At 39.3% G+C, this 13,359-nt stretch carries 9 protein-coding genes; 7 read left to right on the forward strand and 2 right to left on the reverse strand.

Going from position 1 to position 13,359, the window contains the following annotated elements; all coding sequences use genetic code 11:
- Positions 1-361: 361 nt before the first annotated feature.
- A complete protein-coding gene (locus B2906_RS18110) occupies positions 362-2,749 on the reverse strand; it encodes an outer membrane beta-barrel protein (protein WP_286942158.1) in 2,388 nt (795 codons plus the stop codon).
- An 84-nt stretch (positions 2,750-2,833) separates the two neighbouring features.
- Positions 2,834-3,127 (reverse strand): helix-turn-helix transcriptional regulator, encoded by a 294-nt coding sequence (locus tag B2906_RS18115; protein ID WP_219956472.1) that lies wholly within the window; start codon positions 3,125-3,127, stop codon positions 2,834-2,836.
- A gap of 759 nt (positions 3,128-3,886) precedes the next feature.
- Between B2906_RS18115 and B2906_RS18120 the strand changes: the two genes are divergently transcribed.
- From B2906_RS18120 to B2906_RS18150, 7 genes are all read left to right on the forward strand, one after another.
- The gene (locus tag B2906_RS18120; protein WP_219956473.1) at positions 3,887-4,762 is read left to right on the forward strand and encodes a cation diffusion facilitator family transporter; all 876 of its coding nucleotides are present in this window, start codon (positions 3,887-3,889) and stop codon (positions 4,760-4,762) included.
- 267 nt (positions 4,763-5,029) lie between these two features.
- Positions 5,030-7,297 (forward strand): beta-glucosidase BglX, encoded by a 2,268-nt coding sequence (bglX, locus tag B2906_RS18125; protein ID WP_286942160.1) that lies wholly within the window; start codon positions 5,030-5,032, stop codon positions 7,295-7,297.
- A 697-nt stretch (positions 7,298-7,994) separates the two neighbouring features.
- A complete protein-coding gene (locus tag B2906_RS18130; protein WP_286942163.1) occupies positions 7,995-8,900 on the forward strand; it encodes an ABC transporter substrate-binding protein in 906 nt (301 codons plus the stop codon).
- Positions 8,901-9,106: 206 nt separating this feature from the next.
- A complete protein-coding gene (locus B2906_RS18135; RefSeq protein ID WP_286942166.1) occupies positions 9,107-10,576 on the forward strand; it encodes an APC family permease in 1,470 nt (489 codons plus the stop codon).
- Positions 10,577-10,590: 14 nt separating this feature from the next.
- Positions 10,591-12,045, forward strand: coding sequence for an aldo/keto reductase (locus tag B2906_RS18140; protein ID WP_286942169.1), 1,455 nt, complete (start codon positions 10,591-10,593; stop codon positions 12,043-12,045).
- Positions 12,046-12,375: 330 nt separating this feature from the next.
- On the forward strand, positions 12,376-12,804 hold the full coding sequence (locus B2906_RS18145; RefSeq protein WP_219956478.1) for a nuclear transport factor 2 family protein: 429 nt from the start codon (positions 12,376-12,378) through the stop codon (positions 12,802-12,804).
- A gap of 1 nt (position 12,805) precedes the next feature.
- Positions 12,806-13,345: a methylated-DNA--[protein]-cysteine S-methyltransferase gene (locus B2906_RS18150; protein ID WP_255590356.1), complete on the forward strand. Its 540-nt coding sequence runs from the start codon at positions 12,806-12,808 to the stop codon at positions 13,343-13,345.
- Positions 13,346-13,359: the final 14 nt, after the last annotated feature.

The raw sequence follows: 13,359 nt of genomic DNA on the forward strand, positions 1-13,359 counted from the left end.
AACTTTCAAGCGGAAAGAGCACTATAAGCGGAAAATTTGGGTAAATTGAATTAGTCTTATTGTATATTACAAGTCCTACTGTTTATCGATCCGGTACAACCAGTATCATTGCTATTGGTACATTTTCTATTGTTGATGGATCCACTACAGGCCGCAACCCCATTTGTACATGAGCCATTTGAACCTCCTATTTCTTCTCCTTGAATGCCAAGGAGAACCATTGATTCTTGGTTGCTATCAAGCATTTTTTGCTCTAACTTTGCAACGAAATTTGTAAACTTACTTTTAGTATCCATAAAATTTAAATTTTTGATATGGTTTGCCAAAAACTTTACTTTTAGGCGTTCTGACTAAGCCTTGCTTATAGCAACCTTCTATTTGTTTCTTTATCATCCTTCTCATGTATTTTTTTTACTTTCCTATTTCCAAACTGGTAGTTAAAAGTTATGAATGCTGTTTTGTAGTATTTTATTAGTTTGCTGAAATTATAATTCTGTTTGTATTCAGAAATCCTTAAATCAGCTCTTACGAGGTCGTAACCACCAATGGAAATATTGAAATTCTTGAAATTTTTACTGATGATAACTTCAAGGGAATGTAAGCCATTGAATTCACCTCCAACAAATCTTGACCGGCTGGAATAGCCGTAATTCATTCCAAGTGAGAAATCCTTTTCCTTGCTTAAATTGATTTGGTTTTTTATTTTAAATGAATATCGACTGTTCAAAAAACCCATATCAACTCCTTGAAAACTGCCCTTTGCCTTTTCATAGGAATAGTCTAAAATGGCTGAAAGATCCCAGTTATTTTTGAAAAATCTGTTGGAGTAGATAAAATTAAAAAAGATTGCATTGGAGTTTCCGTAGTTAGCTGTGGTAGTCATAATCTCATTGCCGGGCAAGACAATATCGAATTCATTGAAAAGGTCTTTGTTTATCTCATATCCAACATCGAGCATATAATTTTCCTGGAACGAATAGTTAAAGTTAAGTTCATAGGTCAATATGGGTTTCAAGCTTGGGTTGTTAATTTTAAAAGAATTTGGTGAGGTGATATGAATAAATGGGTTTAAATGGGAATACCCCGGCCTTAGTATATAGGAACCAAAGTCAAGTGAAAACTCGTTGCTGTCGTTGAGAAGGAATAATAGTGAAAATGACGGAAATAGGTATGTGTTATCAATTTTTAGCTGTTCTGAGTCGGTCTCAGTTTTACCTTGTGCTTTGAAGTTTTCAACACGCAAGCCCAATTGTCCTTCCCATTTTTCGTTGAAAACCTTTTCAATATTGAAATACCCGGCTAAAATATCATCTTTGTATTCAAATTTATTGGTCTGCTGTGGGTCGGAAACGTAATTAGCTCCGTCAAAATCGCCAAAGAAAAAATCATTGTTTATTTTACTTCTGGTAAAAAATGCCCCAATACTAAGTATGTTGTCTTCATCAAGAAACCTTGTGTAGTCTGCTTTATAGTTTCCAATTAATGTTATGATGTCGGGGTTTTGCAAAAAACGGGTAATTTCAAGGGAGTTATCGTTTGTAATTTGGGTAAAAATATTTTGTGTATAGATATTGTTGTTGTTCTGGTATCTGTTTAGCTCAATATCTATATTACTGCCGAGGCTGTCTATTTTAATATTATAGTTTATGTTGCCTTTATATGTTGTTAAGTAATCGGGGGATTGGCTGCTAATTTCAGAATTGTAAACAGAATCCAATTGTATCGCATTAAAAGGCTTAAATATATTGGTGATTTGGTGCTTGTTGGAAATATCATTCAGTTTTGTAAAAAATTGGATGCCAATGTTTTGATTTTTACTTATTTCGTAGTTTAGGTTTAGGTTACCATTAATGTTTCTATATCTTGAAACCGAGTTGGTTTTAATTTGTGTTTGAATATCATCAGTAAGGTTATTGTAGCTGTAATCGGAACTCGCAAAGATTTTTGAATTGTCTAATGAGAGTGTTGTGGTGGTAGATATTTTACCTTTGGAATAAGACAGAAATCCATTCAGGTTTTGAGAGTTAAAATATGATTGCGAGATTGTAGAATTGACCGCCCCTCTGAGGCCTTCGTCTTCTTTTTTCGTAATGATATTTATAATACCGTTTCTTGTGGAACCATCAAAACGGCTATCAGGGGTCGTAATGATTTCGATTATTTTTATATTCTCAGAGGGAAGGGACTTCAATATGCTTAATGCCATTGAGTTGTCCTCAACTTTTCTGCCGTTAAGATAAATGGTGGCTGTGCCCTTATTCAGAATACTGATGCTGTTTTGGTTGTCAAGGTTTAGAATAGGGACAAACCTCAAAAACTCCAAAGTTGATTTGTTTTTTGCAAAAGGAGATGTGGAGGGATTTTGAATGGTGTATTTTCCTAATTCCTTTTCTATTACTGGTCGATTGCTTGCTGTGATCTCTACCCCGTCTAACTGAATAGAGCTTTCAACTTCGATTATACCAAAGTTTGTATGTTCGAGAAAGTCGTCTTCTTTTTGGTAAAGGATACTTTGTAAGTATGTTATCTGAATTGTATAATGTCCTTTGTTTACTTCAATGACAAAACTGCCTGTTTCATCGGTCAAATCTCCTTTGATAAATTCATTTTCAGATGAGAATACTGCAATTGTCGCTAATTCTATTGGGCTGCCGTCTGCATCAACAACTTGGCCGGTAATTATTATTTGAGAAAATGAAACCATAGGGAAAAATAGAAGTGATAAAATATAAAAAAGTTGTTTTTGCATATGTTTTTGTTAATTCGAAATTATTTGTAGAAATCATAAAACACAAGTAGTCAAGCTTCTAATTCATACCTAAAATTACTAGTATTATAATAGATGCTTGGGGATTTCGATTTTGTTTTTCTTTAACAACTTAATAAACTCCTCGTTTTTTGCTTTGTATATGTGGCTACAAGAATTTGATATAGGGCACAAATCATCGGGGTTTAGGTCAAGAATTTTTGACAACTTCAAACGAATTCCATCTTTTAAAGTCGTTTTTCCATTTTCTATGTCCGAGTAGGCTTTTTGGGTAATTCCCAATTTTCCGGCTACATATTCCTGTGAGTAATCAAGTTCACGTCTTTTTTTTCGTAGTGCTTCTAAACATTGCTTTTCCATAATTCTATGATTTTACTTTCCGTGTTTTATGGTTGCACACAACATCTATATATACCTAACTTCCCCTCTCCATGGCGTCTATATCCATTATCTCCGAAACCTTCGGGAACTCCAAAAAACTGCCCTTTAAGAATTTCAAGAGCTATTATACGACAGCAAACGAATGTAATCTGATAAATGGGATTGAGAATGGCTCTGGGATACATCAACTTAAAAAACCAATTTTCTGTGGACGAAAAACTTCTTACAAGAAAGTAAAAATCAAGATTAGTTCAAATAGCGGAGTGAAGAATTCCTAAAAAATTATTTACACCCAGTTTATAAGCTAAGTTTTTGAAATTAAACCGACTATAGAAAGTTACGATTGACGTATTAGGATTGACGGCGGGCAAGTTAACTCCCTTCCTTTAGATAAGACATTTTAGCGAGCCTGAATGCTGAACAATCACTCTTTCAATTGCACAATTACTCAATTACTCGATTACTCATTCCTAATAACTCAATAACCAATCACTCCCTTCCCACGATTACTCATCCCTACTAATTTCGAACGCCGAATGTCGAATATCGAAGTAAGTGCGGCTGAGTTTTCTCCATTGCTATAACAATCCATTCAAGCGGTTAACAACTATGAACACTGAACTCTGAACAAAAATTGGCTCTCTCGCCTAATAACTCAATAACCAATAACTAGCTCCCTCCTCCCAATTACACGATTACTCTCCCCACAATAATTCTATTAATCACTACCTTCGCCCCATGGCTCGACAAAATCTGGCAATACGAACAGTGATTTTTAGTATGCTTGGCAATGCTGCGCTGGCAGTAATCAAGTTTTTCTCAGGCTTCTTCGGGAATTCTTTTGCCCTTATCGCCGATGCTATTGAATCTGTCGTGGATGTATTTGCCAGTATCCTGGTCCTGATAGGAATTCGATATGCCGCAAGACCCGCTGATGATAATCATCCTTATGGGCATGGAAAAGCAGAGCCTCTTATCACTTTTTTGGTGGTTGGTTTTCTAATTGTTTCTGCCGCCACCATCGCCTACCAAGCTGTTCAAAATATCCTCACCCCCCACCCCAGTCCCAAATCCTGGACTTTATGGGTACTGGGGGCCATTATCCTTTGGAAGGAAATATCCTTTCAGTTGGTGAATAACAGGAGCAAAAAACTCAAAAGCAGTTCCCTCAAAGCCGAAGCCTGGCATCATAGAAGTGATGCGATTACTTCCGTGGCTGCTTTTATAGGAATCTTGATTGCGATTTTTGGAGGGGAAGGATTTGAAGTCGCGGATGACTATGCAGCCCTGATTGCGGTAGCCTTTATATTGTACAACTGCTACAATATCTTCCGACCTGCTTTGGGCGAGGTCATGGATGAGGATAATCATGAAGAATTAACAGAAGCAATCCGAAGAATTGCTTCCCAAGTGCAGGGAGTCAATGGAACCGAGAAGTGCTACATCCGAAAAGCCGGCATGAAATATCATGTGGACCTGCATGCCAATGTGGACGGAAATCTAACAGTAAGGGAAGGACATGATATCGCCCATCAGCTTCAGGATACTTTAAAAAGAGAAATACCTGAGTTAGGTCATGTTTTGATTCATATTGAGCCTTTCGAAATCTCCTGATGAATTTTTGATGTAGTTTATTCCTCTTGGTTTAGAGGCTATTCCATCTTATTTTCAAAATAAACTTCTAATTTTAAGCATATCCATTTTTCACCCGTGACCATTTTAAAAGGCTTAGAAAACGGCTTGAAGTACAATTAATGCAAGCTTCGGCCTTCTGTCTTCGGTCTTTAAGCCCACTTATCAAAGAGAATTTGGCTTCTGATGAATTTTAGGATGAGAAGTAATTAATGTTTACCCCAATATTATTCTGAACCCAAGCTAGCTATGAAAAATATACCCTTCTTCCTTTTACTTGCTTTGATTTTTGCTTGCAACTCAGGCAGCAACTCAAGTTCCAGCTCTTCGGAAAGCCCTTATGAAGAGAAAATTGACAGTTTGCTGTCCATTATGACTTTGGAGGAGAAAATAGGTCAAATGAACCAGTACAATGGTTTCTGGGAAATAACCGGACCCACTCCCCAAGAAGGGGCTGCGGCTATGAAGTATGAAAATCTTAGAAAGGGTTTGGTAGGCTCCATGCTCAATGTGACTGGCGTGGAAGAAGTAAGAAAAGTACAAAAAATTGCAGTAGAAGAAAGTCGTTTGGGCATACCTCTGATTATAGGCTATGATATGATTCATGGATTTCAGACCATGAGTCCCATTCCTTTGGCAGAGGCTTCAAGTTGGGATATGGAAGCCATCCGTAGATCCTCCGAAATAGGTGCCAGAGAGGCTGCCGCTGCTGGGATCAACTGGACTTTTGCTCCCATGGTAGATATTGGCAGGGATGCACGTTGGGGAAGAGTAATGGAAGGTGCTGGAGAAGATCCTTATTTGGGCGGACAGATCGCCATAGCCCGAGTGAAAGGCTATCAGGGAGAAGATCTTTCGGACCCTTTGACCTTGGCTGCCTGCGTGAAGCATTTTGCGGGATATGGTTTTTCAGAAAGCGGTAGAGATTACAATTCGGTGGATGTAGGCACCTCCACTTTGTACAATATCATTTTACCTCCTTTCAAAGCTGCTTTGGATGCCGGGGCAAGAACATTTATGAATGCATTCAATGATTTGAATGGAATTCCTGCCACTGGCAATGCTTTTTTACAAAGAGAAATACTCAAGGAAAAATGGGGATTTGATGGCTTTGTGGTTTCAGATTGGGGTTCCATCGCTGAGATGATTCCTCATGGATTCGCGATCGATAGTGCTGCTGCTGCCGCCTATGCTGTAACTGCGGGTTCGGATATGGACATGGAGTCTTATATCTATTTGAATGAATTAAAGAAGTTGGTCGAATCGGGGGAAGTTGATGAAAAGCTGATAGATGACGCTGTTCGGAGAATTCTGAGAATCAAATACGAATTAGGCTTATTTGATGATCCCAACAAGTATTGCAATGATGAAAGAGAGAAGGAGATCATTGGAAGTAAAGAGCATATTCAGGGAGTATTGGAAATGGCCAAAAAGTCCATTGTTCTGCTAAAAAATGAAGGGCAGATTCTTCCATTGAAGAAAGAGGGAATGCGAATCGCTGTGATTGGTGATCTGGCTGATGATAAGGATAGTCCGATTGGCAACTGGAGAGCAGAGGCAGTTAGCAATTCTGCTGTTTCGGTTTTAGAAGGTTTGCAAAACTACCCGGGAAACAGCTATCAATATGCGAAGGGAGCTGATTTGATCCTTGGCCCTACGGCTTTTATCACGGAAGTAAAAATCAATACCGATGACAGAAGTGGCTTTGCGGAAGCAAAAAGAGTGGCTGCCAATGCGGATATAGTTCTTTTGGTTTTGGGAGAAAATGGTTTTCAATCAGGGGAAGCAAGAAGTCGGTCTGATATTGGTTTGCCGGGACTGCAACAAGAGCTGATGGAGGAAATCCAAAAGGTTAACCCAAAATCAGTATTAGTCAACATGAGTGGTCGTCCGCTGGATTTGAGTTGGGCTGATGCAAATATCCCTGCTATCCTTCAGGTTTGGCATTTGGGAAGCCAAAGTGGCAATGCGATTGCACAAGTGCTTTTTGGAGACTATAATCCTTCCGGTAAGCTACCTATGTCATTCCCAAGATCTGTGGGACAGTTGCCCATTTATTACAACCAAAAAAGCACAGGAAGACCAACTCCTCCGGGAGGTGATGTAGTATTCTGGTCCCATTATTCTGATATCAGCAATGATCCCCTATATCCTTTCGGACATGGTTTGAGCTATAGTAACTTCACCTATTCCGGCCTGAAAGTTTCCAATGAAGGAAGAAAAGTGACTGTTTCGGTAGATGTAAAGAATGAAAGTCAGCGACCGGGTGAAGAGGTGGTTCAGCTTTATATTCATGATATCGTGGCATCGGTGACCAGACCCAACAAGGAACTGAAGGCTTTTGAAAAAACACTGATTGAAGCAGGGCAGACTCGAACAATTACTTTTGAATTGGATGAAAGTCATTTGGGTTTTTATGATAATCAGGGGAATTATATCATAGAGCCAGGAGCTTTTGACATTTATGTAGGTGGAAGTTCGAATACCAGTCTTGGGACTCAGATTTCTATTCAGTAACTGGAGTTTATAAGAAATACAGTGGAAATAAAAAAAATACGCCTGCGGCGAAATATTGGAATAGAAGATATTAACCAAGATATGCCTTCGGCGAGATTAGAGACAATCTTTTCTTTGGAAATAGAAATTAAGTTTAGGAAGAGATATACTCTAGTGACAGCTCAACTGAAAGGAAAATGAGGCACCATTAGACCACGTTCAAAATCGGCCGTCCCTATGGGACTCTTTCAATTTATTATTATCAACTTAAGAGTTCCAGAGATTAAAATCTCTGGCTGTAAGATCGATCGTCGCTTCGCGACTTTAGGTAAATCATTGGAGATTACTAGTTCCAAATAATACTGTAGGGATTTAAGCTAGGTAGTGAAAAGTCACAGGTTATTTCTACCATGCCGTAGGTATAGAAGAGAAAAATCTCGGCAATTCCAGAAAAATAAGGAAGGGTACGAAAGCGATTTTTAAAACAAAGTTGTTTTCATGAAAAAGTATAAGTCCCTCACTTGGATTAGTGTCTATTTCCTCGCTTGGAAATGTAAATTCAGTTTAGGGCTAATAACATACTCATTTAATAAAAATCCTCTTCTTCTCTCCATTTCTTTGGGTTTTTTCAAACCTTTTTGAAAGGCAGTGCTTTTAGTTTTAGGTTCACTTTATTGTGGATCTTTTTTTATTACCAAAACCTAAAAGAATTTTCAATATGATGAAAATCAACCTTGCACTCGACTGGACTCCAAACATCAATCATATCGGCTTTTTTGTAGCTCAAAATCAAGGCTTTTTTAAGGAATATGATCTGGATGTGAATTTGATCAGTCCTTCTGAAGACAATTATGCGCTCACTCCTGCCAAAAAGGTAGAATTAGGTAAAGCTGATCTGGCTCTTTGTCCTACGGAAAGCTTGATCAGCTATAGAACCAAGGAAAATAGCTTTCCTCTTTTAGGAATAGCTGCCATTTTTCAGGAGGACCTGAGTGCTATTGCTGTTCGAAAAGACAGCCATATAAATTCCCCCAAGGATTTGGATGGAAAAGTTTACGCTTCCTATGAGGCAAAGTATGAAGATGCTATTGTCAAAGAAATGGTCAAGAATGATGGTGGAAAAGGAGATTTGAAAATAAGCTATCCTGAAAAGCTAGGCATTTGGGACAGGCTGATTGAAGGAAATGCAGACTCAACCTGGATTTTTATGAATTGGGAAGGTGTAGTGGCAGAGAAAATGAAGTATGAGTTTAATTATTTCAAAATGAGTGATCACGATATCCCCTACTCCTATTCTCCTGTCATTTCGGGAAGCAGGGAGAAAATCGACTTGGAACCTGATCTCTATGCTAAATTTCTTCAAGCCAGCAAAAAGGGGTTTCTCTGGTCCAAAGAAAATCCGCAGGAAGCCATTGCCATTCTAAAAAATCACTTGGCTGAAAATGATGCCGATATAGATCTGATGAAATGCCTCAACTATTCAGCTCCTCATTTGGGCAATGAGGATTCTTGGGGAAAAATGGATTTGGATTCTGTGCAAACCTTTTTGGATTGGTTAAGAAGCAAAGGATTGGAAAAACAAGCATTTAAAAGCTCTGACTTGATTAGGATTGACTTGGTTTAGTGTCAAGTGTCCGAAGTTAGATGACCGGTGTTTGCTAGGGTTGAACTTCAATGTAATTTTTGAGCAGCAGGCAAGGTCTTTGGTCTTCCTTCTCCCATCTTCGGTCTTCTGTCTTCGGTCTCCCATCTTCCATCTTAGACCTACCTTTTAAACCATTCCATTTTTGATTCCTTGATTCTTCTCCTATTTTCGGAATCAATTCACCTATGGAAAATCACCTTAAAAGACAGCTGGGTTTGTTGGGCTTGGCAGCTACAGGAATTTGCTCCATGATAGGAGCATCTATCTATGTAGTACCCTTTATGATTCAAAGGAATGTACCCGGGATCGGGCCTTATGTAATTCCTGCATTCTTATTTGCTGCCATTCCAGCACTTTTAGCTGCTTTTGCCTATGCCATACTCAGTACGGCCATGCCTAGAGCAGGTGGTTCCTACTTGTATGCCAGCAGATCTTTACACCCCTATCTTGGATTTATCGCCAGTTTTTCCCAATGGTTTGGGCTATCTATCGTAATTGGGGTCATTGCTTATGTAGTCATCCCTTTTTTTCGGGATGTTGCATGGGCTTTGGCTTGGACTTCAGTTGCAGGTTTTCTGGAAATCGGAATAGTTAGGGTTAGCTTAGCCCTATTTCTGATTTGGTTTTTCACCTTAATCAATATCCGGGGACTTAAATTTTATGAGCGAACCCTCATCCCCTTGATGTTATTAATGTTTGCCTTAGGTGCTGTTGTTATTTTCTCAGGATTGAGTTTTGAGCATCAGGATTTTCTGCAAGCACTTTCAAAAAAAGAAAATAGAAGCATTTCCCTGATCGACGCGGATTTCAGTTGGGGTACATTTTTAACTGCGGCCGCTCTTTTATTTTCGAGCTTCATCGGCTTTGACTCCATAGCCCAGGCCGGAGGGGAGGCAAAAAACCCTTCCAAAAATTTACCTAAAGCCATAGCATTGGCCATATTGGGCGTAGGGATTTTCTACATCGCATTTACCTATGCTGTCTACCATACGGTGCCTTGGCAGTTTGTAGCCGAAGAAGCCCTGCAAAAAGATATTTCTGCAGCAGGTATTCTGAGTTATGTACTCAACCCAACTGTCGGTATCCTGATTCTCGCCGGCGCCGCCATAGCCTTATTGAATGATTTACCGGCTATGATTTTATCCGTTTCCAGACTGGTTTTTTCCTGGGCAGAGGATGGCATATTTCCCAATAAACTTTCACTGATCCACTCACAATACCAAACACCTTATGCAGCTTTAATTCTCAGCGGAATTATGGCAAGTATTGGAGTATTGGGAAGTCATTTTGCGGGGGATTTCTTTTTGGGAATAGACATTATGGTAACTTCCATGCTGATCAATTTCTTGCTGATGAGTTGTTCCCTGTTTTTCTTGCCCTTTCGAAATCCAACTTTGGCTGGAGAAATCAAAACCATCAAAAACCGAAATGTTCAAAGAATATTGGCCATTTTAGGCATGCTGTTTTTGGCAACTTTCCTCATTATCCATATTTCAAAAGATCTAAATGCTCAGGTAAGTGATTGGTACTTTCACAGTACTTGGGTCTACCTTTTGGTTTTGCTAATCGCATCTCTCTTATTCTCCTATCAATGGACACAACTGAAAAAGTCAGGAGTAGATGTAGCAAAACGATTCTCAGAATTACCTGATTAAGTCCTTTAAAAATTATGAGCAAAGAAAATAACACTATAGAACTGGCTCCCGGGTTGAATATATGTCCTGTTTTGACTGGATTATGGCAAATTGCCGATCTGGAAAGAGATGGAAACAAGGTAAATCCCCATGAAGCTGCAAAAGCTATGAAGTCCTATGCAGAAGCTGGTTTTACCACTTTTGATATGGCGGATCATTATGGTTCGGCCGAAGAAATCACCGGCACTTACATCCAAACATACGGGAAAGAAAATGCCCAATTCTTCACCAAGTGGGTACCCTCTCCCGGAAACATAAGCAAAGATCAGGTAAGGGAAGCAGTGGAAAGAGCTTTAACAAGAATGCATTCTGAGCAAATCGATCTGATGCAATTTCATGCTTGGCAATATTCACATCCTTCTTGGGTGGATTGTCTTTTTTGGTTGCAGGAGCTGAAAGAAGAAGGACTGATCAAGCATTTGGGCTTAACCAATTTCGACACCGCACATCTAAATATTGTTGTTAATTCAGGCATCAAGGTGGTTTCCAATCAGGTTTGTTATTCTCTTTTGGATCAAAGAGCTGCCGGAAAGATGACAGAACTTTGCTTGCAGCATGGAATCAAATTATTGGCCTTTGGAACCGTTGGAGGTGGATTTCTTTCAGAAAAATGGCTGGGAAAAGAAGAGCCTTTGTTGAATGATGAGCTGACTTGGTCACAGATGAAGTACAAGCGATTTGTAGATCAGATCGGTGGCTGGAATAAACTCCAGAATTTACTTCAAGTCTTGGATCAAGTAGCCAAGAAACAGGAGGTAGGCATCGCCAATGTGGCCAGCAGATATATGATGGATCAGCCGGCAGTAGGAGGAGTCATCATCGGAGCCAGACTTGGAAAAAGTGCTCACATTGAGGACAATCAAAAGCTTTTTAAACTACAAATCGAAGATCAGGACAAAGAAAAAATTAAGGAGGTCTTGAATACCTTTGATCCAATCCCTGGAGATTGTGGGGACGAGTATAGAAAACCTCCTTTTTTGACTGCTTCGGGAGACTTAAGCCATCATGTAGAGTCTTTTCCTGCCCCCTATCCTACTGTGAAAGGAAACGATGGAAGAACCAAAGCTCTTAGCGGAACGATATGGGAGGATATTGCAGGCTTTAGCAGAGCTGTGAGAAAAGGAAATCGAATCTCTGTTTCAGGTACCACGGCTACTCATGGTTCATTTGCCATGGGAGGCTTAGATCCTGCTGCCCAAACACATTTTATCATTGACAAATTGGAAGGGGCTATTCAGGCTTTGGGAGGAAAATTGGAAGATGTGATCAGAACCAGAATTTTCATCAGAAATATCTCAGATTGGGAAGCAGTGGCCAGAGCTCACGGAGAACGCTTTGCAGAGATCCAACCTACCAATACTATGGTCAAAGCGGATTTAATTGGAGATGAATATCTGGTAGAAATTGAGGCAGAAGCTGTCGTTGAGTAAAAAACCTTTATCTCTTAAGATTGGGAGTTTATTATCTTGGGAGATGTCATCCCAATTGAAATTAATTGTTGATATGAAGTTTAGGTCAGTCCGAACTGAGTCGAGGACCCTTCGACTCCCTGCCTGACGTCAGGCAGGCGCTCAGGGTGACCCTAGTAAATTCCCTTATTAAGATTTTTGACTCTTATGTTTTTGAACATATTAGTTCCTGTATTGAAAAATTTTAATTGATTTGGGAATAGTATCATGATTCAAAATAAGCAAAATGAACCCTTACATTATATTCTGCTAAAATTGAGAATTATCAAAATACCAAAAAACTTATTCCTTATGAAAAAATGCCTGCTGATTTTCGCTTTTCTATATTGCTGTAATGCACCATTATTCGCTCAATCCAAAACCGAATTGGAAGGGAAAATGACTGAGCTGACGCAGGCACTTCTCTCAGAAAACGTGGAAAAGCTCCGAGCTCTCACCTCCACACAACTGAGCTATGGACATAGCGGTGGGGTAATTGAGAGTCAAAAGGCATTTCTGAAAATATTCGAAGAGAAAATCAACGATTATGAAACTTGGGACATCAGTGAACAGGAAATCAGCTATGCCTCAGAAGATTTGGGTATTGTTAGACACTTGGTCAATGGATCCATCTGGGTTGATGGAGAACTTAGGAAACTCAATTTAGGAGTGATGCTGGTTTGGGTAAAGGAAGAAGGGGGATGGAAAATTTTGGCTCGCCAAGCATATAGAAGACCTTAAGATGAAAACAATAATTACTCAAACCTATCAATCTCCTGTGGGAGAGCTTCTCTTGGGAGTTTTCGAGGATCAACTTTGCCTTTGTGACTGGAAATACAGAAAAATGCGTCAGGCTATTGATCAGCGAATTCAAAGTGGATTAAATGTAACATATCAGGAAGGGAATCATCCTATTTTGGAAAAAGCAGTAGTCCAGTTAAATGAATACTTCAACTCCGAGAGAAAAACTTTCGAATTGCCCTTGCATTTTGTCGGGTCTGATTTTCAAAAATCGGTTTGGAATGCCTTGATTCAAATTCCTTTTGGAGAAACCAAAAGCTATTTAGCCTTATCCCAACAACTCCAAAATCCGGATGCCATTCGGGCTGTTGCCTCAGCCAATGGAGCTAATGCAATATCCATCATTGTACCTTGTCATAGAATTATAGGTTCGGATGGAAGTTTGGTAGGTTATGCAGGAGGATTGGAAGCCAAAAAGAAACTTCTCAGATTGGAAGGCATTCAGCAATTTTCCAAGCCTGGACAGATTCAGCTTTTTTGATTCCTAAAGAAAAA

The sequence above is a fragment of the Algoriphagus sp. UBA3586 genome (assembly GCF_002376385.1).
GTDB classification, from domain to species: Bacteria; Bacteroidota; Bacteroidia; order Cytophagales; family Cyclobacteriaceae; genus Algoriphagus; species Algoriphagus ornithinivorans.